Raw genomic sequence first — 23,298 nt, forward strand, 5'->3', positions numbered from 1 at the left:
ACATCCCCGGCACTGGATCAAGGCTAGAAAATCTGCTTTTACACAAAGGGTTGACTGATGGATACCGAAGGTTGCGAAAACCATTGGGGGCCCGCTTCGGTCATGTGCACACAGTCCTCGTGGCGCACGCCGAACTCACCCACAATCGAAATGTTCGGCTCGATGCTGAAGCACATGCCGGGTTGCAGGGGTAGCTGATTGCCTTTCACGATGTACCCCCACTCGTGGCCCTCCATCCCGATGCCGTGGCCGGTGCGGTGGGGCAAACCGGGCAATTTATAGCCCGGTCCAAAGCCGGCATCAGTCAGTACCTTGCGCGCGGCGGCATCGACACTTTCACAGGGAGCGCCCAGCTGTGCGGCGGCAAACCCGGCCAACTGCGCCTTTTTTTCCAGATTCCAGATCTCAAGCTGTCGGGCAGTAGGTTCCGCACCAAACACGATGGTACGGCTGATGTCGGAGGCGTACCCTTGTACCAGGCAGCCGCAATCCATGAGGACCACATCGCCTTTTTTTAGTTTTTGGGGCTGGGTGCTGCCGTGCGGAAACGCCGAAGCTTCGGCGAAATTGGCCATCGCAAAATCATTCACCGCCCCGAGTTTCCGATGCGCGGTGGCCACAATTTCCGAAAATTCCGACGGCGCCATCCCTTCCTTCAAACTACTAATCCCAATTTTCATGGCCGCCACGGTGATATCGGTGGCTTTCTGCATCAAAGCCAGTTCGGTGGCCGATTTGATCAGTCGGCAGGGTACCGTCACCGGGTCGCCGCTGACGTACTCGAACTGCGGAGCTACTTTGCGCAGGCCATCCACAATAAAAAACCGCACCGATTCCTCGATCCCGATCTTTCCCGAGGTACCCCCGCCTCATTGATCGCTTTTATGATTTGTAATGAAGGATTTTCATCTTCCTGCCACACGTACACTTGCTTTCCGATCTTGATCAGCTCCCGCATCCTACCTTCTTCGAAGCCAGGACACACATAGCTCACCTCGCCCTGCGCCGGAATCACGGCGACCATGGTACGTTCACTGCGCCCCCAGCGAATGCCCGTGAAGTAATTCATGGTGGTACCTGAGTCCAGCACCAACGCGGCCATTCCGGCTTCTTTCAATAGTCGCTGGGCTTTTTTGATTCGCTCTTCCCGCTCTGCCACGGTAATGGGCTGCACGCCTTCGGTCATGGGCTGGAGGTTATCCAGCACCGTGTTGGCGTCCTGCTCTTTTTGGGTGGAGGCGCAGGCATTCAATCCGGCCAGGGTACCTGTTCCGGCGGCTATGGCCGAGAGCGCGAGGAAGTCTTTTCTTTTCATGAGGGGTGTAAAAGTGAGGGAAATTTTTTATAGATAAATCTGCAATATGTTTCAAGCTTCTGATTAATCATTTAAGCATATACCACTTCCTTCAGTACGGCAGGACCAATGTAAGGGCTCAACCCATTCTTAGTAACTACCTCAATTTTTTCATTCTTAAAAAGATTTTCGAGCAGTTCACACGCCTCCATATAGTTATCAAAGTTTTCTTTGCCCGGCTCAAAGTCCAGCAAAATATCAATATCACTGTCGTACTTTTGCTCGCTGCGCACGTACGATCCAAATAACCCAACATCCCTGATACCTGAATTTACAAGTTTGGGTTTGTTCGATTTTAGGATCTTTAATATGTATTCCTTGGAAGTCATTCGCTTATGATATTGTCAGATTGTTACACAGACTGGATATGTACTTGCAAAATCAACAAAAATTTGTGACGCATAAACCTAAGAGTGTGCTATTTTTTTCTAGTCCCTTTTCGCTTGTTGATCTCTTTTATCATTTTATTTAACGTCTGTTCATTGTTGTCGTACAACTTACGCAATGAAAAATCAAGTAATTCATAAGCATCAAGTATATCTGTTTGACTCAACGTGCCTACATGGCTACCCGTATTTCCAATCCACTTTATAGCTAACAGGTATTCAGCTATCTGGCTATTTTTCTTCTGATACTCAACAATTCTATCGTGCAAGTTCAGTCTTCTCCTCTTTTTGTTTTTTATAACGCTCCTTTTTACCTTTTCTTGGGTTAGAAGTATTTCGATCGCCGTACGGATTTTGTTTGCACAGGAGGATAAATCCACCCAGAAAAGGGCGAAAGAAAGGATAATTTCGTCCTTGATAAGCGGTGGACATTTTTCGGGAATTTTAAAGATAGGGAGTGGAGGATAAAAGAAAGCGGGCGTAAATATTTCAAATCGCTCACGATCGTACTCCCCAGTGAATTGATCATAATATTCAAAATCTTCAATGGTACCTGTTCCTGATATGGCTACAAATTCATGACAGCTTTTGCAATTTAATACGCCGCTAAAAGTCAGTCTTACCTATTCTATTTCCCAAGCTTCGTGATCATGATCCGTTTTCGACTCAGCACTTTCGTCAAAGAAAAATTTATCCTTTATTATTTCCAAAGATGAATTTTGGCAGTTGGGACATGGCCAAGCTATTTTCGAATCTAATGAGAATGTATTTTTAGCCCAGTCTCTAATCTTCATCTCTTGAAATTCTAAATCAGTTATTGAGCTAAAAACATTGCTATCAATCAGTTACCAATATCTTCCTACTGAAACTTCCCTCCCTCCGTCACACCTACCCAATCATCCGTCCGAAAGGGTACGGCGGGTAGGCCGTCGGCATTAAACAGGTTATTGTCTAGGGGCGAGTTAGCCCAGCCGAAGCGTACGGCTACGGGATCAGGTACCATCGCACTCGAAACGATCACTTTGCCATCCTGTACATAGGCTCTGGCGTATACGAAGTTTTTACTCGGTCCGGCTATCTCGAAGCCCTTGATGTAGCCGTACTTGTCACGAATGGTGATGCCGTGCTCAATATGATCGAAGGTAACAATCGCCTTACCATCTTTGAACTCCACATCCTTAACCGTAGGTCCGCTGGCTACCACATCGTCTTTCCCATAGGCCACTTTCAGCGCCGACAGCGCCAGGCGGTGGCCTACATCCTGCTTGTTGGTAGGGTGAATATCATTGGGATTGCCGATGTCGGTTGTGACGGCCATGCCGGTTTTGGGTAGGCTGAGGGTCATAGTCTGGGCTTCGCGGAGTTCGGCCCAATCGCTGCCCTGGTTACTGTTCTGGAAAGGTCCGTAGGTAGCCAACTGCACGAACAGGAAAGGAAACTCATAGCCCCAGTCCTTGCGCCAGCTCTCGATCAGCAGCGGGAACGACTTACGGTACTGGTAGGCCCGCCCGGCGTTGCTCTCGCCCTGGTACCAGAGCGCACCGGCGATGGTGTAGGGTACCAGCGGAGCGATCATGGCGTTGTAAATGGTGGTACCTACGTTGTTCATGAAATGATCGTAGGTACGCGGCGACTGCCAGGAAGGCATCATGCGCCACGGAGCATCCACCAGCGGAATACTGCGGCCCGCGCCCTTGACCGAAAAATCGGCGGGGGTACCCATGAACCCCATGCCAAACCAGGCAGGCTCGCGATTGGGGCCGAGTTTGATGAGCAGCGAGTTTTCGCCCGGCTTCCAGGTACCCGCGGGGAGTTTTAGTTCGATCGGGTCGTTGAAGGTACCTTCGAACACCTTTTTATCGTTGACATAGAAATCCAGATCGCCGGTGTTTCGACCAAAATTCAGGGTCGTTTCCACATTCGCCAGTTCCGCAGGTACCTCCACCGTGCGTTGCACGTAGGCGGTACCCCGGTACCCACCAACGCCCTGCCACATCCATTGGCCTTGTGGATTTACTTTCAGTTTCCACGAGCCATAGTCAAAGCCCAGAACCAGGTACTTGCTTTCGTCTATGGATTTTATATCAAAATCAGCCGATCCGTAGGCCTGGTCGATGAGTTTCTTTTCCTGTTTCTGGCCGTCTTCATCCCACGAGCGGGCCATCGTTTTGGGGTAGTAGTTGAGTACTTCCGATTCGCTCATGGCTTTTTCGCTGATCCAGCCTTCCACCTGCGAGCCTCCCCAGGACGAATGGATCAGGCCCACGGGTACCCCCAGTTCCTGGACAATATCCCGCGCAAAAAAGTACCCTACCGCCGAGAAATCGCCCACCGTAGTCGGGGAAGCGATTTTCCAGTCGCCCGCATTCAAATCCTTCTGCGGTTCAAAGGCCAGTTCGTGTGCTACTTCAAAGTGCCGGATGGTGGGGTAGTTGGCCCGCGCCATTTCGATTTTGGCACTATCGGCATTCTTCACCCGCCACTCCATGTTCGACTGACCCGAGAGTAGCCACACCTCGCCAACCAGAATATCAGTCAGTTTTACCTCTTCTTTTTTCGATTTTATCACCAGCTCGTACGGTCCTCCGGCGGGCATGGCGGGTAGCTGGGCCATCCATTTGCCGTTGGCATCGGCCTTGGCAGATACCTTTTGCTGGTTGAAGGTCAGGTCTACTTTATCGCCTTTGGTTGCCCAGCCCCATACCTGCACGGGTTTTTCGCGCTGGAGTACCATGTGGTCGCCGAAGATGCGCGCCACTTTCAGTTGGGCCGACGCCAAGGTAACGGTGAGGAAAACAAGAAGTAGCGAGGCCGTTAGTTTCTTTCCCATGATGTGCTCTTTTGTATTTGATTTAAAGATACAAAGCGGTGTATCCCTCAAAATTAATCATTCTGCCTGTCCGAATCCTATGCCGTGGGATTGAAGGCCGTCTAAAAAAAACTTCCTAACTTCGGCACTGAAAAATTTTGAATGAGGAATCCGTTTGCGTAATGCCTTCCCAATTAAAAGCATGAGTCAACAAAAAATACATTTCATTTCCATCGGCGGCAGCGTGATGCACAATCTGGCCCTCGAACTCCAGCGTAAGGGTTTCTTAGTAAGCGGTTCTGATGACGAAATCTACGAACCATCGCGCAGCCGGCTGGCCGAGCGGGATTTGCTACCCGCGGAGATGGGCTGGTTCCCTGAGAAAATCACGGCGGACCTGGATTCGGTGATTCTGGGGATGCACGCCCGCGCTGATAATCCCGAGCTCTTGCGGGCTCGCGAACTGGGACTGAATATTTATTCCTACCCCGAATTCATTTTTGAGCAAAGCATCGACAAGCAACGCGTGGTGATTGCGGGCAGTCATGGCAAAACCACCATTACCTCCATGATCCTGCACGTGCTGCGGCATAGTCAGCGCGTGTTCAACTACCTGGTGGGCGCGCAACTCGATGGCTTCGACACCATGGTACGGCTGGACGCCGACGCCCCGATGATCATCATCGAAGGCGACGAGTATTTTACTTCGCCCGAAGACCCGACCCCCAAATTCCTCCATTACCAGCCGCACATCGCGCTGGTGAGCGGCATCGCCTGGGATCATTTCAATGTGTACCCGACCTGGGAATCGTACGTGAAGCAGTTCGAGCTTCTGGCCGATTCGCTGCCCCGGGCGGGCGTGATGGTTTTTGACGAAACCGACAATATGCTGGATGTCATCGGCCAAAAGGAAATTACTGACGTAACCAAAATTCCTTACGAAGCACATCGCTACAAGGTAGTCAACGGGCATACCTACCTGATTACCAAGACCCAGGGCGAGGTACCTTTGTACGTATTTGGGGAGCATAATATGAAGAACATCAGCGGGGCCAGAGCGGTTTGCGAACGCCTGGGCGTATCGGATGAAGAATTTTACCGCGCCATCCAGACCTTTAAAGGTGCCGCCAAACGGCTGGAACTTTTAGCCAAAGGTCCTACTACCAACGCCTACCGCGATTTTGCCCATGCCCCCTCCAAAGTAGAGGCCACTACGCAGGCCGTGAAGGAACAGTTTCCGAAACGCAGGTTGATTGCCTGCACCGAACTCCACACGTTCAGCAGCCTGAATAAGACGTTCCTGAAGCAGTACCGCCATAAGCTGGAAGCTGCCGACGTGGCCGTGGTATTTTATAGCCCCGAAACCGTGGAGCACAAACGTCTGGAACCCATCTCGGAGGACGATATCCGGGCGGCTTTCAAACGAAACGATCTGCTCATTTTTACCGAACCGCTGGTACTACACTCCTACCTGAAAGCGCAGAACTGGGCCAATACCAACCTGCTGATGATGAGCTCAGGTACCTTCGGCGGGCTTGATCTGAAAGCACTGGCGCAGGAGTTAGTTTAGGGAGGAAATAGTACAGGAGTTTAGGAGTACAAAAGTTCAATAGTGCCTAGGTGCAGGAGCCTTAGGACAATAACGTACATTTTTCTGGTTACCAACCACTTAACTATCCCCTAACATCAGCAAATACAGTATTCAAATTCCCTACACTTAAATGCTTCTGTACTCAGGTACTTTTGTACTCCTGTACTTATTAATAAACACCTCACTACTCACCAACTCAAACATGAAATCCATTGTCGTGTACTGCGGGTCGAACCCTGGCAAAAAAACCATCTATCAGGAAGTAGCCTACGCGCTGGGAAAACAACTGGCCGAACGGCAGATCAAGGTTGTGTATGGCGGTGGTAATCTGGGCCTGATGGGTAGGGTAGCCGACGGAGCACTCGAGAACGGCGGCGACGTGATCGGCATTATCCCCAATTTCCTGGCAAAACTCGAGGTAGCCCACAAGACTCTCACCGACCTGGAATTCGTGGATACCATGCACGAGCGCAAGGCCCGCATGGTGGCACTGTCGGACGGGGTACTTGTGCTGCCCGGTGGCTACGGTACCCTGGACGAGCTGTTTGAGATTCTGGCGTGGTCGCAATTGCGGCTCTTCCACGGCCCGGTGGGGGTACTTAATGTCAATGGTTTCTATGACCACCTGATTGCGCACGCGGATAAGATGACAGAAGAAGGTTTTCTGCGTCCCGAAAACCGCGCTTTGATGCTGGTAGCTGAAACCGGAGAGGAATTGCTAGAGAAAATGGAGGAGTTCTTTCGGCAAAACTCAGAAAATAAGCCACTCGACCATACGTTGTATGTATCGAAATCATGACGGGGCCGCTCGAGCGGTTATGAATTATGAATGATAAGATTTTGATCCGAAACTTACTAGCCACCCTTTTTTTGCTGATTGCAATCGCCAGTCATCCCTACGCCCAGACTGGGAAAATCGAAAATCTGGGCAAGGCCATCAACACAGAATACAACGAGATTGCCCCCGTCATTTCGCCCGACGGGCAGACTCTCTACTTTTCGCGGATCAGCCATCCCCAGAATTCATTTGGCGAAAAAGGAAGTCAGGACATCTGGTTTGCCGAGAGTGTCAATAACATGTGGGGCATGGCGCGCCGCCTGCCTGCTCCCATTAACAAGGAAGAATACAACAGCCTGTACAGCATCACGCCTGATGGCAACACCATTCTGATCAAAGGTGCCTACGCCAACGGGCGCTACGAAACGCGGGGCTTTTCCACGAGTCAGCGGCTAGCCCGGGGCTGGTCGCCGCCACAGAAGCTGGATATTCCGGGCTACGAGAAAATGAGCAAGGGGCAGTTTGACTGTGGGGTACTTTCCAACGATGGCAAGGTTCTGGTCATGTCGTTTAGCGAAAAGAAAAACAGCAAGCAAGACGACATCTACGTGAGTTTCAAGCAGAAAAATGGCTCGTGGACCAAGCCTGAAAACCTGGGGCCGGAAATCAACACCGATGATTTTACCGAAACCACCCCGTTCCTGGCGGCCGATGGTTATACGATCTATTTTTCCAGCGACCGCCCCGGCGGGCAGGGTAGCAACGACATTTATTATAGCAAACGCATCGACAAATCCTGGAAGCGCTGGTCGCGGCCCGTCAATCTCGGCCCGGCGGTCAATACCGATGGCTATGATGCCTACTACACAGTGTCGGCTTTGGGCGATTACGCCTACATGACTTCTTTTAAAGAAACCATCGGCAAGGGCGACGTAGTACGCATCAAGCTAGATAGCGGTGGCGAAGGCAAGGATACCACCAATGCCACGCAACCCGTGGCGCCCGCGCCCGATCCGGTGGTGATCATCAGCGGCAAAGTGATTGACTCAAAAACCGGCAAACCTGTGGTAGCGACAATCATCTACGAAGATATGGCCAACGGCGAAGAGGCGGGTACTGCCACGACCAATCCGCTGACCGGCGAGTATAAGATTGTGGTACCTTACGGCAAAAAGTACAGCATGCGGGCCGTGGCCCCCAATTTCATCGCTGAGGGCGAAAACGTGGATCTGACCGATTCGGTGACGGCTTTGCAGGGAAAGGGTTTCCGGACCATTGCCAATAAGTCGCTAAAACTGATACCCATCGAAGCGGGACAGATCGTGCGGCTGAACAACATTTCGTTTGAGTTTGCCAAAGCTACCCTGCGCCCCGAATCATTCCCTGAACTTGACCGCATTGCGCTCACCATGACCGAAAACGCGAAGTTGTCAATCGAATTGGGAGGCCATACCGACAATGTGGGTACCGATGCTGCCAACCTCAAACTTTCGCAGGATCGCGCCGATACCGTCCGCGAGTACCTCATCGGCAAAGGCATCGAGCCCGACCGCGTGGCTAGCAAAGGCTACGGCGAAGCCCGCCCCATCGCCACCAACGACACGCCCGAGGGCCAGGCCGCCAACCGTCGGGTAGAGTTCACGATTCTGACGAAGTAGGTTTGCAATACGGTCGAATAGATGTTTCTGCATCCTGCCTGTTTGTCGAATAGTAGTACGCCGCAACTGGCTATATACTATGGAGGAAGGCTTCACGACCTTTCAACTTGAAACCCAAATACCACGTTAGGTAAACCAAATTCAACAATACTATTTACACATGATTCAAGAAGAAACCCCTACCCTACCCCAACGCCACGCCCGCCCGTTCATAGGCGAAGAAATACAACTTACTAGTTGGGAGGATGTCCTGCCTTTCTACGAAAATCTCAAAAACCGTGAGATCACCACTGCCGCCGAACTGCGGCAGTGGTTCCTCGATCGCAGCGAGCTGGAGTCCTACCTTTCCGAGAATTTTGCCTGGCGCTACATCCGCCAAACCTGCGACACGGCCAATGAGGAGTTGATTCAGGCGCTGCAATTCTTTATCAGCGAGATTCAGCCCAAACTGGCCGTATATAGTAATGATCTGGACAAAAAAGCGACCGAAAGTACCTTTCTTCAGGAACTGACCGATCAGGGCTTCGACATCACGATCCGCAGCATGTTGAAGGCCATCGAGATTTTCCGCGAGGAGAATGTACCCCTCCAAACCCAACTCCAGACCGAAGAGCGCAAGTACGGAGCCATCGCCGGCGCCATGACCGTGACGCTCGACGGGGAAGAAATGACCCTGCAAAAAGCCGGTGACCGCCTGCAAAGTGCCGACCGCGCCGTGCGCGAGGAAGCCTGGCGGGCCATTATGGAGCGCCGTTATCAGGATCACGAAAAGCTGGACGAACTGATGAATACGCTCGTCAGACTCCGTGACCAGGTAGGCCGCAATGCTGGCTTTGCCAACTACCGCGACTACATGTTTGCCGCTATGGGACGCTTCGACTACACGCCACAGGATTGTTTCGATTTCCACGAAGCGGTGCACGAAGCCGTAGTACCTATGCTGAACCAGATGGCACAGGCCCGTAAAGACACCCTACAGGTAGACGCGCTGCGCCCTTGGGATAATAAGGTAGATCCGCAGGGACGCCTGCCACTCAAGCCTTTTGCCAGCGGACAGGAACTCCTGGAAAAAACGATCCGGTGCTTCACCCGCCTCGACCCTTTCCTGGGCGACTGCCTGCGGATCATGAAAAGCATGGGACACCTGGACCTGGAATCGCGGAAGGGGAAAGCACCGGGCGGCTATAATTATCCGCTGGATGAGATCGGGGTACCCTTCATTTTTATGAATGCCACTTCCAACCTGCGCGACATGGTGACGCTGCTGCACGAAGGCGGACACGCCGTGCATTCGCTCGTCACGCGTGATCTGACGCTCAATAGTTTCAAGCATACCCCCGCCGAGGTAGCCGAGCTGGCTTCCATGTCGATGGAATTACTGACGATGGATTATTGGGATGAGTTCTTTGACAATGAGGAAGACCTGCGCCGGGCCAAAATCGAGCATCTGGAATCCATCATCGAAACGTTGCCGTGGGTGGCTACTATTGACAAGTTCCAGCACCGGATGTACGAGCATCCCGACCATACGGCGGAACATCGCTCCGTGGCCTGGACGCATATTTATCGGCAATTCAACGACTCGGTGACGGATTGGACGGATTTGGAAAAATACCGGGCGTACCTCTGGCAGCGGCAATTGCACTTGTATGAGGTACCCTTCTATTATATCGAATACGGCATTGCGCAACTCGGCGCGATCGGAGTCTGGAAAAACTACCGCGAAAATCCCGCGCAGGGATTACAGGGGTACCTTGATGCCCTGAAACTGGGCTACACGGCGCCCATCGGCAAAATTTACGAAGCCGCCCGGGTACCCTTTGATTTTTCCAAAGCGCACATTACGGAGTTGATGAATTTTGTGCGGGACGAGTTGGAGGCGTTGCGGTAAGAATTTGGCAGATTTGACAACTTTTTAAAAGTTGTCAAATCTCGTTCACTCTAATTGTAAAGGGAAAACCCTTACCTTTAAAACATGGAATATTGGGAAGAAATAAATGAAAGGTTGCGACCTTGGGTGGACACCGACCTGAATAAAACGGTACTTGATCTTTTTGCTGGTTGTGGAGGACTTTCACTGGGTTTCGAAGCCAATGGTTTTAAAACTATAGGTTACGAAATGGATGTAAACGCTGCCAATACTTATAACAAAAACCTTCTGGGAAATTGCTTTGCTGAAAAACTGACGACAGATTCCCATTACCCTAAAGCGGACATTATTATCGGCGGTCCTCCGTGCCAGCCGTTTAGTGTGGGTGGCAAGCAACTCGGGCTGAAAGATTCCCGTGATGGGTTCCCAATTTTCTTGGAGGCGGTAAAATCGCTTGATCCTGAAGTATTACTTTTTGAAAACGTCCGAGGGATGCTTTATAAAAACAAGTGGTATCTCCGGGAGGTGATCGAAGAGTTAGAAGGTCTAGGTTATTTTATAAATTACTCCTTACTGAACGCTCTGGACTATGAAGTTCCCCAAAATAGAGAGAGAGTCATTGTAATAGGTTCAAAACGAAAAATCAATTTACCCCGGAAAGTAAATCGGAAGATAACTGCGGGACAAGCTCTTGGAGCAATGGCTTATCAATTCCAAGACGATTCCAAGTTTCTTAATGAATCGATGGATCGATATGTCGCCAACTATGAGAAAGCCTCAAAATGTGTCAATCCCCGTGACTTATACCTTGACCGTCCTGCTCGCACTTTGACGTGCCGGAATTTGGCGGGCTCTACCGGTGACATGCACCGCGTAAAGCTACATGACGGGAGAAGAAGGAGAATAACCGTTCGAGAGGCCGCTAGACTACAAAGCTTCCCGGATTGGTTTGAGTTTACAGGCAGTGAAACCAACCAGTACAACCAAATCGGAAATGCTGTTGCTCCGTATTTTGCCTATCATCTTGCTCTAAATATTAAGAATCATCTGTTAGAGAAGCAAGAAAGTCGGCATCATACGTCAGAGAACGAACAACTTAATTTATTCGGCAGTGAAGCAATATATCAATCTAGATGAGTCGAAGACATTTGCCGAAAAACCAAATGACGTCCAGCAGCTTATTAATATAACCTTATCAATTCTCGAAAGCTTTGGAATTCCAACAGAAGGCACACCCAGAAGATTGGAAAGAATGGCTCTTGCATTTCTGGCCTGTGGCGACATAAAAGATAAGAATGACTTTTCAAAAGTCAGGGATTTAAATTCAGGCTACGCGCTTAAAACTCGTGAAATAATCAATTACGTGAACAAGCATTTTTATGAAAAAATAAGCTCCGGCTCGTACGATGATATACGAAGGAAAGATCTCAAACTACTCACTATTGCAGAAATTGTATTACAATCAAGCCCAAATTCGGCAACTAATGACTCTACTCGTGGCTACTCAATAAATCCTACGTATGCCGAATTAATCAGAAGTTACGGTATCACCAATTGGGAAACAATGGTTTCGGAGCGCTTAAAAAATAGTGAGCCGCTGTCCAGAAAGCTGAAACGCGAAAGAACCATTCGTAAAGTCATAGTAACGCTTCCATCAGGCGGAGAACTTTCTTTTTCAGCGGGTGAGCACAATGATTTACAAAAAGCAATCATCGAAGAATTTCTACCAAGGTACGGATATGGTGCAGAAGTTCTTTACGTGGGCGACACGTCCGATAAGTATCTTTACTTGGAGGCAGAGAGGCTCAAAGAATTGAACTTCTTTGAAATTTCTCACGATGAGCTCCCTGACGTAATTGCCTACTCCAAGGACAAAAACTGGTTGTACTTAATTGAAGCAGTTCATTCCTCAGGACCAATAAGCGAAATTCGATTGTTACAACTACATCAACTTACTGAGAAATGTACAGCTGAAATAATTTATGTAACAGCATTCCTAAACAGACAGAAGTTTCGGCAATTTGTAGCTGACATAGCTTGGGAAACCGAAGTTTGGATAGCTGACAACTCTGATCACTTGATTCATTTCAATGGTGATAAGTTTTTAGGACCTTATAATAAGAGGTAGATAGTTACTCTGTATTCTTATTAAAAACCCATCTCAAGACCTCACTCACTCCGCCAAAACCGGCTCCTCGGGTTCAGGCGTCACCTGTGGTGCCGCATCCACGGGCTTGATATAGCGGGCAATGAAAATGCTACTAAAAATGGCCGCCATCGCCAAGAAACCTACCGTACCGTAGTGCGTGAGTTGCCCCATGGCGGTTTTGCCAATGATCGATCCCGCGCCGTAGGTAGCCAAGGCCTGCGCCAAGAGCTGTACTGAAGAATTGATGGCCATGAATCCACCTCGGTTTTGCGGCAGCACTACCGAAGTCGTCATGGCTTGGGTAGGTACCAGACGACCGTTGGAGAAAATAAAGAACAATCCGGCCACGAACAGCACATAGGCCAGCGGCGCTGGATTCATGTGCGTGATGAGGTAAATAGGAATAAGCGAGAGAAGCGCGAACACGACAAAAATTGGAAACTTCCCCCGCCGATCGGCCAGTTTGCCTACCATCGGAGCCGAGAAAATCGTCAGTGCGCCACCTACCAGGTAGATCAGGTAAATATTGGATTCACTAAACCCGACATTGGAAACCAGATACGGCGACAGGTAGGGAATGATACTGAAATGCCCCAGCATGATCGTGGTCGTAAGCCACAGGGCGCGCAGCTGATTCGGGTTTCGTACGATGGTGGTCAGTACCGCGATAGGATTAGGGCGCAGATGCTTACTCACCAGGTGCGAATCCAGCCGGGGAATAAAGCGCCAGATCAGTGCCAGAACGCCAATACCCAGAAACCCAACCGCCAGAAAAGGGGCATGCCAGCTGAATTCCGTAGCAATGTAAAGCCCGAAAGGTACCCCCACGACCGAAGCCGCCGAGAAAGCCGTCATGACAATGGACATGGCTTGTGCCCGGCGCTCGTAGGCGAACACATCACCCACAATGGAAAGCACCTGTGCCCCCAGTACCCCGCCGAAAACACCCGCCAGAATTCGGGCCGCGATCAGAAGCTGATAAGTAGGAGCAAGCCCACAGGCCAGGGTACCTATGACAAAACCCGCGTAGGCCAGCATGACCACCTGATTGCGCGGATAGCGATCGACCACAAAAGCTGCCAGAAAGCCCGAAATGCCCGCACTCAGGCTGTACGACGACACAATGAAGCCGAACGCCTGCGGTCCGATGGCAAAGTGCCGCATCAGTTGCGGTCCCAGCGGCATCATGATCATGAAATCAACGATATGGGTAAAGTTGATACACGCCAGGACAAAGAGAAGAATCTTTTCTTGCTTAGTCAATGGAAGAGTTTGATGGTTAATGAGTACAGAAGTACACGAGTTCGGGAAGACAGAGTTTGTGAGTTTTTAAGCACAACAGTACCAAGTACAGAAGTTTACGAGTAGAAAAGTTCAGATAATACAGATGTGCAGAAGTGTCTAGCTTACTTTTGTACTGAGGTACTCCTGTACTCAGGCACTTCTGTACTTTTTCACGCCTGCACTTGCTCACTTTTCTCCCTATTTCTCCGCTACCAGCTTGTCGATCAAGCGATTGAAGTCGGCGACAAATTCGTCGTAGTACTTGCCGGTACCTGGGCCCGAAAACCCCGTATGAATGGTACGTACCTTGTGGTTTTTATCCAGTATGATCGTGGTCGGAAACGACATCACATGATTCAGCATCGGCAAGGCCGTGTCCGCCGAATCTTTGTTGCTAAGGCCCGCCAGTACGATCGGATAATACACATCGTAGCGCTCTGCCATCTTGCGTAGTTTGGGCGCAGAATCTTCCAACTTCTTCGAGCGTTCGAAGGCCAACCCTACGATTTCGACACCCCGGTCACGGTTTTTCTTGTACCAGGGCGCCAGGAACCGGGTTTCGTCCATGCAGTTGGGGCACCACGAACCCATGATTTGTACTACCGTCACTTTATCTTTGAAAGCAGGGTCTTGCAAAGAGACCATTTTGCCGTCGGCATTCGGGAATTTGAAATCAAAGGTTTCGTAGCCTGGCTTGAGGTAGGTCAGGGTGTTAGCGTCGGGGAGTTGGGCGTTCGGATCAGGCTTGGCAGTCCAGGTTTCGTAGCCCGTAAGGCCGTACCAGGCTTTTCCCTGCAAGGTACCATCGCCCTGCCGCGCCGCGGTAAACAGAAAAGCGTGGGAACCATCGAAACAGGATAGGAACAAACTGTCGCCCTTCACATTGCCGGCCAGATAGCGGTAATCGCCCGTAGAAGTCAGGAAGGTACCTGTCAGCGTAGAGCCTTTTTGCTCAAAAACCCCAACCGCCGGATAAGAATCCTCGGGATCTTCACCCTGGAATTGTACCGTCCACTTACCCGCAAACGCAGCGGGATCCGAAGTTTCGGAAGTATTGAAAAAGCGATACTCTTCGCCCAAAACTGCTTCAAAAGGTAACTCGCCCCCTACCTTGTCCACGCGTCGCACCCGCCATACGCCCGTCAGACGGTCATCTCCTACTTTTCCAACGAGCTCAGAGTCGTACAAGCTCATGGGGATATGCAACGAATCGTTTTGGACATAAGCCGTATCCATTTTAAACCGCTCGGACCCATTGACGGCATAGGCCGAATAGGTGCTTGCGTCTGAATTGGCTTCTAGTTCGAGTTGAAAGGGGAGCTGGTGGCCGTCGCGGGTGAGGGTAGCGCGCCAGGTTCCCGATTTGACAATTGTGGAGGTAGAAGAGGTGGTGCAGCTGGCCAGATACAGGCCCAGAATGATTAAAAAGCAAGAGGACAGTTGCTTCATATTCAGTTTTTTAATATAGTAAGCAGAGGTAAGTATCGAAATAAAATCAAAAAAAAGGGGCCGGCCTTCCCCCGGAAAATTAGTAAGTTTGTAACGGACGCCCCGTAAGAATAAGTTCCTGATGGCGTTGCTATTTATGTAATGGAATCAACGACTCACTACCACGCCCCGGTTATGCTAGCTGAATGCCTGGACGGCCTTGCCATCCGGCCCGAGGGTACCTACGTGGATGTGACCTTTGGCGGTGGTGGCCACGCGCGGGCCATTCTGGAACAACTGACTACGGGAAGGCTACTGGTTTTTGACCAGGATGCCGATGCCGCTGCCAACGCCGCCCCGCTGAAAAGCGACGCCCGGTTTACCTTCATTGCGGCCAACTTTCGGCATCTGCGGCGCTACCTCAAACTATATAAGGCTGAAAAATTAGATGGTATTCTGGCTGATCTGGGCGTATCGTCACATCAGTTCGATACCGCCGAACGAGGGTTTTCTACCCGTTTCGAGGCTCAACTGGATATGCGCATGAACCAGCAGGGCGAACGCAACGCCCGCCAGATCCTGAACGAGTACAGCGCTGCGGAGTTGCAGAGCGTGCTGGGTCGCTACGGCGAGGTACATAATGCCCGCACCGTGGCCGAAGCCATCTTTGCGGCCCGCCACAGCGCCCCCATCAATACGGTAAACGATCTGAAAGCCGTGGTAGAGCGCTATGCGCCCCGGCACCGCGAGCACAAGTACTTCGCCCAAATCTTTCAGGCCCTACGCATCGAAGTAAACGAAGAAATGGCGGTGCTGGAAGAATTTCTGCTCCAGACTCCGGAGGTACTGGCCCCTGGCGGGCGGCTGGTAGTGATGTCGTACCATTCGCTGGAGGACCGGCTGGTCAAGAATTACATCAATAAAGGTAAACTGGAAGGTGAAGTGGAAAAAGATTTTTACGGTAACGAGCTCAAACCCCTGCGCTCGGTGACCCGCAAACCCCTTGAAGCCACTGCCGACGAAATAGAACGCAACCCCCGCGCCCGCAGCGCCAAGCTGCGGATCGCAGAAAAGAAAGAAGATTAAGGGGCTAACCGACTTTTATTCACTCAATTACTCATTATCTTATCGCACGGGTTGATCCGGCGTACCGGACCCTGTCAAAATTACAATGGCCCAAAACCGACGTATCAATCGTTCGCAACCGCCCCCACCCAAACCCCGGCGTAAGCGTACTTATTCGCTTTTCCAATGGTTCAATCGGTTTTTGCCCTTAGAAAAAGTCTTTGGAGAAAAATCCGAACGCAATCAGGATCTGATTCCGATCCGGTATTTCAACTATTTTTTGTGGATCGTAGCCCTGCTGGTGGCGTATGAATGGTTGGGTTATGCTTCGGAAAAGTACGTCCGACAGAGCCTCACGCTCAAAAGGGAAGTAGAAGATCTCCGTGCTGAGTACACTACCATCAAAGCCGACTACATGAAAAGCGGGAAGCAGTCGGTAGTGATCAAAAAAGTGGAGGGAATGGGTCTGGAAGAAAACCTGACTCCGCCCCGAAAAATCGTTTCAACCACCGCCGAGCGAGAGAAGTAGTTTTGTCTTTTATCCAATCCTGCTTTTTCAGAAACACACACTGAATACTAACTCCAATCAATCATGAAACGCACTCAACCGCCCAAACCGAACGAAAAACAGGCTTTGATTCAGCGTGCCTACGGCGTGGCCATTCTGCTCGTAGTGCTAGCCATTGGTGTGATAGTCAAGCTGATCCGGGTACAGTATTACGAAACCTACAAAGGAAAATCATGGGCTAAGCACGCTGCCCTCAACGATCAGAAACTGGACACGATTCAGGCCATGCGGGGTAATATTTTCTCCAGCGACGGCAGCTTACTGGCTACGTCTCTGCCCTTTTACCGCGTCGGTATTGATCCCAATGTGGCCGACAGCGCCTACTTTGCAAAGAATCTGGAAGAACTGGCGGGCAAGTTCGCCACGCATTTCAGAGAGCACTCCAAAAGCTACTACATCGAACGCATCAGGAATGCCCGGCGCGACCGACGCTGGTACGTGCCGCTGCTGGGCCGGGCCATCAGTTATCTAGAAAGGGAACAAATCGAAGAATGGCCGTTTTTCCAGAAACGAAAGCGGGCCGGCGGCAAATTCGATCCCGAGTACCGCCGCTACCGGCCTTTCTCACCCATGGCCGACCGAACCGTAGGTACCCTGGATCGGGCCACGGGTCGGGGCCGGGTTGGGCTGGAAGCCAGTTTCGACAAGCAGTTGGCCGGCACCAACGGCCTGAGCTGGGTGGAGGTACTGCCCGGGAACATCCGGATTCCCGTGGGCGATGAGGTCAATATCCGGCCTGAGGCGGGTTCGGACATTCATACGACTTTGGACATTAACTTTCAGGATGTGGCTGAATCAGCTCTCAAGCAATCTCTGGAAGAATTCAAGGCCAATTTTGGTTGCGTGATTGTCATGGAAGTAGCTACGGGCAAAATCAAGGCCCTCTCCAACCTGACCCGTAAGGGCCCCAACCAGTTTTTGGACGATCAAAATTATGCCCTCACCATGGGAGCCGACCCCGGCTCTACCTTTAAGCTGGCTACCATGATGGCGATATTAGAAGAAACCGGCATCGACCCTGATAAGGTATGGGTCGACACGGGTACCGGTCGCCTGAGGTACCGCAGCATGACCATCGTGGATGCCCACCGGGGCGGCTTCGGCCGGCTGACGGCTAGCCAGGTGCTGGAGAAATCGTCGAATATAGGTACCCACCTGCTCATGCAGAAATATTTTTACAGCAAGCCCGATAAGTACCTGAGCTACCTCGATAAATTCCGGCTGAAAAGTCGTACGGGCGTGCACATGGACGGAGAAGCGGCCCCGCTCATTCGCGACAGCCATGCCAAGCAATGGAGTAAAACCTCCATCACCTACATGTCGTACGGCTACGAAATGCGCCTGACCCCCATCCAGATCCTGACGCTTTATAATGCCGTAGCCAACGGTGGCTATTGGGTGCGGCCCATGATTGTGGACCAGGTGCGCAGCTCCAGTGAGATTGTGGACAACTACGAACCCTATGTGGACCCTCAGCCGATTTGTTCGGAGCGTACCGCCCGCCTACTGAAAGATATGCTGGAAGGCGTCGTGCAGCGTGGTACCGCTCCCCTTCTGAAAAAAAGCCCCTACCGCGTAGCCGGAAAAACGGGCACCGCCCAGAAAATCGTGAATGGTACCTACCAGAAAAGCAAGGGCTTGCGTACCTCTTTCGTAGGGTTCTTCCCCGCCGATCGGCCTAAGTACAGCTGTATTGTACTGGTCGATAATTCGTTAGGGGGAGGATCGGACCTCTATGCCGGTACCGTGGCCGCCCCGGTGTTCAAGCAGGTGGCTGATCGTATCTACGCCTACGACATGAGCCTCCACGCCCCGACGCCGCCGCCTTCCGACAGTGGTGCGGTACAGGTGCAGTGGGCGGGTAGAGCCAGCGAGGTGCAGGTCGTGGCCACGGCGCTCAACCTCGGCTCACCCACCGAAAAGGTACCCGAAGGTACCGAATGGGTGCAGGGAAGCACGGGCGCTAAAGGAAAAACGACATGGCAAGCCCGCTCTATCGACAAATCGGATGTACCCGACCTGCGCGGCATGCCGCTGCGCGATGCCCTTTTTATCATGGAAAACAAAGGATTCCGGGTAAGTTTCAAAGGAGCGGGCAAGGTAGTGACGCAGTCCCTGGAACCGGGGTCGAAGGTTGCGGGACCGAAAAATATTATGCTCAGTTTACAGTAAAAAATGGAATCGACGCATCCCCCTAAGCAATTAGATAGTCTATTATCAGAAATTCCTGAAGCCCATGTGATCGGCTTAACGAGCCGGCCGGTAGCAGACATTACCCTCGATTCGCGGAAAGCACAGGAAGATACCCTGTTCGTGGCCGTGCGGGGTACCCAGGCCGATGGCCATTCGTTTATTGAAAAAGCAATTGCCCTCGGCGCGAATGTGATTCTTTGTGAAACACTGCCTGCCCAACTCACTCCCGAGGTGACCTACATACAGGTACCTGATTCGGCGAGGGCCATGGGGCTGCTGGCTTCGGCTTTCTATGGGTACCCTTCCCGGGCATTCAACCTCATCGGCGTTACAGGTACCAATGGCAAAACTTCCGTGGCTACCTTGCTCTTCCGGATGTTCCGGGCGCTGGGCTACCGCTGCGGGCTGATTTCTACGGTGCAGAATCAGATTGAGGAGGAAGTAATTCCTACCGCTCATACTACCCCCGATGCGATCACGCTCAATGCTCTGCTGGCCGATATGCAGAGACAGAAATGCTCGCACGTATTTATGGAAGTGAGCTCGCACGCCGTGGCGCAGCAGCGCGTGGCCGGGCTGACGTTTTGTGGAGGCATCTTTACCAATATTACCCACGATCACCTCGATTTCCACGGGACTTTCGACAACTATATCAAGGCCAAGAAAGGGTTTTTCGACCAGCTGCCCAAAAAGGCTTTCGCGCTGGTCAATATCGACGACCGGCGTGGTGCAGTGATGGTGCAGAACACCGCCGCCCAAGTAGAGACTTACTCGCTGCAAACGATGGCTACCTTCAAAGGCAAGCTACTCTCCGAAACGCTCTACGGCATGCATATGGAGCTCAATGGACAGGAAGTGTGGTTCCGGTTGATCGGCCGGTTCAACGCTTACAATCTGCTGGCGGTCTACGGTGCCGCCGTCCTATTGGGCGAAGCCTCCGAAGAAGCCCTGGCGGTGCTATCGGAGTTGCAAAGCCCGCCCGGACGTTTCGAGCAGGTACCTTCGGCGCAAAAGGTGGTGGGTATCGTGGACTACGCCCATACCCCCGACGCGCTGCTGAATGTCCTGGAAACGATCACCCATCTGCGGCAGGGCAATGAGCAAATCATCACGGTGGTAGGCTGTGGGGGCAACCGCGACGCCGAAAAGCGCCCCAAGATGGCGGCGATCGCCAGTAAACTCAGCGACCGCGTGATCCTCACTTCCGACAATCCCCGTTTTGAGGAACCCCAGGTTATTTTGGATCAAATGTTGGCGGGGGTACCCCTGGTCGACCATAAGCGCGTAGCCGTGGTGGCCAACCGGCGGGAGGCCATTTATCAGGCTTGCGCCGAAGCCCAGCCGGGCGACATCGTGCTGATCGCGGGCAAAGGCCACGAGACTTATCAGGAAATCAAGGGCGTAAAATTCGACTTCGACGATCGGGCGGTGTTGCGCGAAGCTTTTGCAGCTATGGGGAAATAATTTCGGGATTACCCCTGCATCCGCTTTTTTCCTTCTTAAAAAAACCAGCAATTTTACGCTACTTTTAGCGGCACGTTCATCAGTTCCCCCACCTATGCTTTACTATTTGTTCGAATATCTTGACAAGCAATTTGATTTTCCCGGTGCCGGTGTATTCCAGTACCTGTCTTTTCGGGCCCTCAGCTGCACCATTTTGTCCCTTGTGATTGCTGCGGTATATGGCCGAAAAATCATCGATTTGCTTCGTTATAAACAGGTAGGCGAGAGCATCCGGGATCTGGGTCTGGAAGGCCAGATGGAAAAGGCGGGTACCCCTACTATGGGCGGCTTCATTATCATCGCCTCGCTGCTCATTCCGGTACTGCTTTTCGCCAATCTGACCAATGTGTACATCGTGCTGCTCATCATTACGGTAATCTGGACGGGGATGATCGGCTTTGTGGATGATTACATCAAGAAATTCAAAAAGAACAAGGAGGGTCTGCACGGTCGGTTCAAGGTGATCGGGCAGGTAGGTCTGGGTCTGATCGTGGGATTGACCCTTTCGTTCAACCAGCACGTTAAAATCCGGATTTACGATCAACCCCTCCTGAGCTCCACCCTCGGCGAGGTGCAGCGCTACCGCGATTTTATCAATCCCACCATCACCACGGTACCTTTCCTGAAAAACAATGAGTTCGATTACAGCGCGTTGTTGTTTGGCTGGTTACCCGAGGAGTATACCTGGATTGTGTATACGCTGCTCGCTATTTTTATCATCACGGCCGTATCCAATGGCGCCAATATCACCGACGGAATCGATGGCCTCGCCGCGGGTACCTCGGGGATCATCGCCCTCACGCTGGGGGTTTTGGCCTACCTGTCGGGTAACGTCAAGTTCGCGCAGTACCTCAACATCATGTACATTCCCAATTCGGGCGAGCTGGTGGTCTTCTGTGCGGCCTTCGTGGGAGCCTGCGTGGGGTTTCTGTGGTACAATGCCTACCCGGCGCAGGTATTCATGGGCGACACGGGTAGCCTGATGCTGGGTGGCGTGATTGCGGTCATTTCACTGGCCATTCGGAAAGAGCTGCTGATTCCTATTCTGTGCGGGGTTTTTCTGGCCGAACTGGTCTCGGTCATTATGCAGGTTAGTTATTTCAAATACACCAAAAAACGCTACGGCGAGGGTCAGCGCATCTTGTTGATGTCGCCGCTGCACCATCACTTCCAGAAAAAAGGATATCACGAATCCAAGATCGTCACCCGCTTCTGGATCGTCGGCATCATGCTCGCCATCATGGCTTTGGTCACGCTAAAGCTGCGGTAGGGTACCTTCCGGACGACGGCCCTTTCACCGCCAAGGGAGTGCCTTTTTTCGAACCACTTGCGGCCCAAAATGGTTTTAATGAACTGGCACGGATTTGTTACCCTGCCTGGTTGATCAAATTCATTTTCCGGACCCTATGCATACCGATACCCTGCTTCCTTTTCCCGAAACTACCCAACACCACGACCTGGCCGCCAGCTACGAAGTAGTACGCCAATATACCGAAGACCTGTGCGCCCCCCTGCAACTGGAAGACTACATTCCGCAGCCCGTCGATTTCGTGAGTCCGCCCAAGTGGCATCTGGCCCACACCAGCTGGTTTTTCGAGGAATTTATTCTGGTGAAATTCCGCCCGGATTACGAGCGTTATCACCCGGATTTCAGCTATTTGTTCAATAGCTATTACAACCACATGGGTAGCCGCGTGGTACGCACTGACCGGGGTAATATCACCCGGCCTGGTGTGGAAGAAGTGTACCGGTATCGGAGCTATGTCAATGAAGCCATGCGGCAACTACTGGCCGAAGGTACCTCCGCCGAGCTGGAAGAGCTGATCATTCTGGGTCTCAACCACGAGCAGCAGCATCAGGAATTGCTGATCACGGATCTGAAGTACATTTTTGGCCACAATCCTATCTTTCCAGTATATCAGGAAGGTTTTTCCCTGACCGAGGTAGCCAATACAGAGTCAGGCTGGGCCTCCGTAGAAGCTGGAATTTACGGCATCGGGTTCGAGAAAGGCGACTTTTGCTACGACAACGAGCTGGGTCGGCATCAGGTGTACCTTGAGGCTTTTGAAATCAGTAAATCACTCGTCACGAACGGTGAATATATCGAATTCATTGAGGCGGGTGGCTATGGTGATTTCGACCTGTGGCTGGATGAAGGCTGGCAGTGGGTGCAACAGTACGCCGCCCAGGCCCCCCTTTATTGGCACCAGATCGAGGGTACCTGGCATCAGTATACGCTGGGTGGCTTACAACGGGTAAATCCCGACTCGGTACTGTGTCACATCAATTTCTACGAAGCTGCCGCCTTTGCCGCCTGGAAAGGCATGCGTCTGCCCACTGAATTTGAGTGGGAAGCGGCTTCGCCGCAGTTTTCGTGGGGACAGCGCTGGGAATGGACGCACAGTGCCTACCTACCCTACCCACGCTTCAGCAAAGCACCGGGTGCCATCGGCGAATACAACGGTAAATTCATGATCAATCAAATGGTGCTGCGCGGTGGCTCCACCGCTACGTCGCCGGGCCACAGCCGGCCTACCTACCGCAATTTTTTTCATCCGCATCTGCAATGGCAGTGTACGGGCCTGCGGCTAGTGAACTAGGAGCCAAGAAGCTCAGGCACGACGAAAAACCGCTCCATTCAAAAGTCAACCATTCAACATCT

The 23,298-nt window shown here is 51.7% G+C and carries 20 protein-coding genes and 1 pseudogene; 12 read left to right on the forward strand and 9 right to left on the reverse strand.

All coding sequences use genetic code 11. The features are described from left to right. Positions 1 to 38 precede the first annotated feature (38 nt). The 7 genes and pseudogenes from GBK04_RS09775 to GBK04_RS09790 form a co-directional block, all read right to left on the reverse strand. Positions 39 to 830: a M24 family metallopeptidase gene (locus GBK04_RS09775; RefSeq protein WP_373330863.1), complete on the reverse strand. Its 792-nt coding sequence runs from the start codon at positions 828 to 830 to the stop codon at positions 39 to 41. Then, the gene (locus tag GBK04_RS30470) at positions 794 to 1,315 is read right to left on the reverse strand and encodes an aminopeptidase P family N-terminal domain-containing protein (RefSeq protein WP_373330864.1); all 522 of its coding nucleotides are present in this window, start codon (positions 1,313 to 1,315) and stop codon (positions 794 to 796) included. The genes GBK04_RS09775 and GBK04_RS30470 overlap by 37 nt, the downstream gene beginning before the upstream one ends. Positions 1,316 to 1,386: 71 nt before the next feature. After that, positions 1,387 to 1,683, reverse strand: coding sequence for a nucleotidyltransferase family protein (locus GBK04_RS09780; RefSeq protein WP_152759093.1), 297 nt, complete (start codon positions 1,681 to 1,683; stop codon positions 1,387 to 1,389). 89 nt (positions 1,684 to 1,772) lie between these two features. Then, positions 1,773 to 2,081 carry a DUF4145 domain-containing protein gene (locus GBK04_RS30475; RefSeq protein ID WP_373331448.1) on the reverse strand — a complete coding sequence of 103 codons (309 nt, stop codon included), beginning with the start codon at positions 2,079 to 2,081 and terminating at the stop codon, positions 1,773 to 1,775. Beyond that, the gene (locus GBK04_RS30480) at positions 1,999 to 2,172 is read right to left on the reverse strand and encodes a hypothetical protein (RefSeq protein ID WP_373331493.1); all 174 of its coding nucleotides are present in this window, start codon (positions 2,170 to 2,172) and stop codon (positions 1,999 to 2,001) included. The genes GBK04_RS30475 and GBK04_RS30480 overlap by 83 nt, the downstream gene beginning before the upstream one ends. 47 nt (positions 2,173 to 2,219) lie before the next feature. After that, positions 2,220 to 2,534: pseudogene (locus tag GBK04_RS31590) on the reverse strand (DUF8608 domain-containing protein); the annotation flags it as partial. Between the two features lie 65 nt (positions 2,535 to 2,599). Beyond that, positions 2,600 to 4,570: a sialate O-acetylesterase gene (locus GBK04_RS09790; protein WP_152759096.1), complete on the reverse strand. Its 1,971-nt coding sequence runs from the start codon at positions 4,568 to 4,570 to the stop codon at positions 2,600 to 2,602. Between the two features lie 181 nt (positions 4,571 to 4,751). On the opposite strand from GBK04_RS09790, the gene GBK04_RS09795 reads away from it, so the two are divergent. From GBK04_RS09795 to GBK04_RS09820, 6 genes are all read left to right on the forward strand, one after another. After that, positions 4,752 to 6,119: a UDP-N-acetylmuramate--L-alanine ligase gene (locus GBK04_RS09795; RefSeq protein ID WP_152759099.1), complete on the forward strand. Its 1,368-nt coding sequence runs from the start codon at positions 4,752 to 4,754 to the stop codon at positions 6,117 to 6,119. A gap of 223 nt (positions 6,120 to 6,342) precedes the next feature. After that, a complete protein-coding gene (locus GBK04_RS09800; protein ID WP_152759102.1) occupies positions 6,343 to 6,939 on the forward strand; it encodes an LOG family protein in 597 nt (198 codons plus the stop codon). Positions 6,940 to 6,965: 26 nt separating this feature from the next. Beyond that, a complete protein-coding gene (locus tag GBK04_RS09805; RefSeq protein ID WP_152759105.1) occupies positions 6,966 to 8,576 on the forward strand; it encodes an OmpA family protein in 1,611 nt (536 codons plus the stop codon). Between the two features lie 160 nt (positions 8,577 to 8,736). Continuing rightward, positions 8,737 to 10,467, forward strand: a complete 1,731-nt coding sequence (locus GBK04_RS09810) for a M3 family oligoendopeptidase (protein WP_152759108.1) — start codon at positions 8,737 to 8,739, stop codon at positions 10,465 to 10,467. 84 nt (positions 10,468 to 10,551) lie between these two features. Beyond that, on the forward strand, positions 10,552 to 11,583 hold the full coding sequence (locus GBK04_RS09815) for a DNA cytosine methyltransferase (RefSeq protein ID WP_152759111.1): 1,032 nt from the start codon (positions 10,552 to 10,554) through the stop codon (positions 11,581 to 11,583). Beyond that, complete coding sequence (locus GBK04_RS09820; RefSeq protein ID WP_373330865.1) at positions 11,558 to 12,574, forward strand: BsuBI/PstI family type II restriction endonuclease; 1,017 nt, start codon at positions 11,558 to 11,560, stop codon at positions 12,572 to 12,574. The genes GBK04_RS09815 and GBK04_RS09820 overlap by 26 nt, the downstream gene beginning before the upstream one ends. Before the next feature lie 45 nt (positions 12,575 to 12,619). Here the strand turns inward: GBK04_RS09820 and GBK04_RS09825 are convergent, their stop codons facing one another. Together GBK04_RS09825 and GBK04_RS09830 are read right to left on the reverse strand one after the other, a co-directional pair. Beyond that, positions 12,620 to 13,858, reverse strand: coding sequence for an MFS transporter (locus tag GBK04_RS09825; RefSeq protein WP_152759114.1), 1,239 nt, complete (start codon positions 13,856 to 13,858; stop codon positions 12,620 to 12,622). 219 nt (positions 13,859 to 14,077) lie between these two features. Then, positions 14,078 to 15,328 (reverse strand): peroxiredoxin family protein, encoded by a 1,251-nt coding sequence (locus GBK04_RS09830; RefSeq protein WP_152759117.1) that lies wholly within the window; start codon positions 15,326 to 15,328, stop codon positions 14,078 to 14,080. Positions 15,329 to 15,469: 141 nt separating this feature from the next. Here GBK04_RS09830 and rsmH point away from each other — a divergent pair, with 141 nt between their 5' ends. From rsmH to egtB, 6 genes are all read left to right on the forward strand, one after another. Continuing rightward, entirely contained in the window at positions 15,470 to 16,393 is a 924-nt protein-coding gene (rsmH, locus tag GBK04_RS09835) for a 16S rRNA (cytosine(1402)-N(4))-methyltransferase RsmH (RefSeq protein WP_152759119.1), read from the forward strand. 85 nt (positions 16,394 to 16,478) lie between these two features. After that, positions 16,479 to 16,901 (forward strand): FtsL-like putative cell division protein, encoded by a 423-nt coding sequence (locus tag GBK04_RS09840; RefSeq protein WP_152759122.1) that lies wholly within the window; start codon positions 16,479 to 16,481, stop codon positions 16,899 to 16,901. Between the two features lie 63 nt (positions 16,902 to 16,964). Continuing rightward, positions 16,965 to 19,112 carry a PASTA domain-containing penicillin-binding protein gene (locus GBK04_RS09845; RefSeq protein ID WP_152759124.1) on the forward strand — a complete coding sequence of 716 codons (2,148 nt, stop codon included), beginning with the start codon at positions 16,965 to 16,967 and terminating at the stop codon, positions 19,110 to 19,112. Between the two features lie 3 nt (positions 19,113 to 19,115). Further along, positions 19,116 to 20,597 (forward strand): UDP-N-acetylmuramoyl-L-alanyl-D-glutamate--2,6-diaminopimelate ligase, encoded by a 1,482-nt coding sequence (locus GBK04_RS09850; protein WP_152759127.1) that lies wholly within the window; start codon positions 19,116 to 19,118, stop codon positions 20,595 to 20,597. A gap of 94 nt (positions 20,598 to 20,691) precedes the next feature. Then, a complete protein-coding gene (gene mraY / locus GBK04_RS09855; RefSeq protein WP_152759130.1) occupies positions 20,692 to 21,906 on the forward strand; it encodes a phospho-N-acetylmuramoyl-pentapeptide-transferase in 1,215 nt (404 codons plus the stop codon). A gap of 136 nt (positions 21,907 to 22,042) precedes the next feature. Next, positions 22,043 to 23,236: an ergothioneine biosynthesis protein EgtB gene (gene egtB / locus GBK04_RS09860; protein WP_152759133.1), complete on the forward strand. Its 1,194-nt coding sequence runs from the start codon at positions 22,043 to 22,045 to the stop codon at positions 23,234 to 23,236. Positions 23,237 to 23,298: the final 62 nt, after the last annotated feature.

This window comes from Salmonirosea aquatica (assembly GCF_009296315.1).
Taxonomy (GTDB): Bacteria; Bacteroidota; Bacteroidia; order Cytophagales; family Spirosomataceae; genus Salmonirosea; species Salmonirosea aquatica.

Excerpts from the sequence above, each read along its gene's own strand:
- GBK04_RS09805 (WP_152759105.1), top strand. The coding sequence starts at position 6,966 with ATGAATGATAAGATTTTGATCCGAAACTTACTAGCCACCCTTTTTTTG.
- GBK04_RS09790 (WP_152759096.1), bottom strand. The coding sequence starts at position 4,570 with ATGGGAAAGAAACTAACGGCCTCGCTACTTCTTGTTTTCCTCACCGTT.
- GBK04_RS09830 (WP_152759117.1), bottom strand. The coding sequence starts at position 15,328 with ATGAAGCAACTGTCCTCTTGCTTTTTAATCATTCTGGGCCTGTATCTG.
- GBK04_RS09845 (WP_152759124.1), top strand. The coding sequence starts at position 16,965 with ATGAAACGCACTCAACCGCCCAAACCGAACGAAAAACAGGCTTTGATT.
- GBK04_RS09810 (WP_152759108.1), top strand. The coding sequence starts at position 8,737 with ATGATTCAAGAAGAAACCCCTACCCTACCCCAACGCCACGCCCGCCCG.
- GBK04_RS09800 (WP_152759102.1), top strand. The coding sequence starts at position 6,343 with ATGAAATCCATTGTCGTGTACTGCGGGTCGAACCCTGGCAAAAAAACC.
- GBK04_RS09780 (WP_152759093.1), bottom strand. The coding sequence starts at position 1,683 with ATGACTTCCAAGGAATACATATTAAAGATCCTAAAATCGAACAAACCC.
- GBK04_RS09795 (WP_152759099.1), top strand. The coding sequence starts at position 4,752 with ATGAGTCAACAAAAAATACATTTCATTTCCATCGGCGGCAGCGTGATG.
- GBK04_RS09840 (WP_152759122.1), top strand. The coding sequence starts at position 16,479 with ATGGCCCAAAACCGACGTATCAATCGTTCGCAACCGCCCCCACCCAAA.
- GBK04_RS30480 (WP_373331493.1), bottom strand. The coding sequence starts at position 2,172 with ATGTCCACCGCTTATCAAGGACGAAATTATCCTTTCTTTCGCCCTTTT.
- GBK04_RS30470 (WP_373330864.1), bottom strand. The coding sequence starts at position 1,315 with ATGAAAAGAAAAGACTTCCTCGCGCTCTCGGCCATAGCCGCCGGAACA.
- GBK04_RS09815 (WP_152759111.1), top strand. The coding sequence starts at position 10,552 with ATGGAATATTGGGAAGAAATAAATGAAAGGTTGCGACCTTGGGTGGAC.
- mraY (WP_152759130.1), top strand. The coding sequence starts at position 20,692 with ATGCTTTACTATTTGTTCGAATATCTTGACAAGCAATTTGATTTTCCC.
- egtB (WP_152759133.1), top strand. The coding sequence starts at position 22,043 with ATGCATACCGATACCCTGCTTCCTTTTCCCGAAACTACCCAACACCAC.
- GBK04_RS09850 (WP_152759127.1), top strand. The coding sequence starts at position 19,116 with ATGGAATCGACGCATCCCCCTAAGCAATTAGATAGTCTATTATCAGAA.
- rsmH (WP_152759119.1), top strand. The coding sequence starts at position 15,470 with ATGGAATCAACGACTCACTACCACGCCCCGGTTATGCTAGCTGAATGC.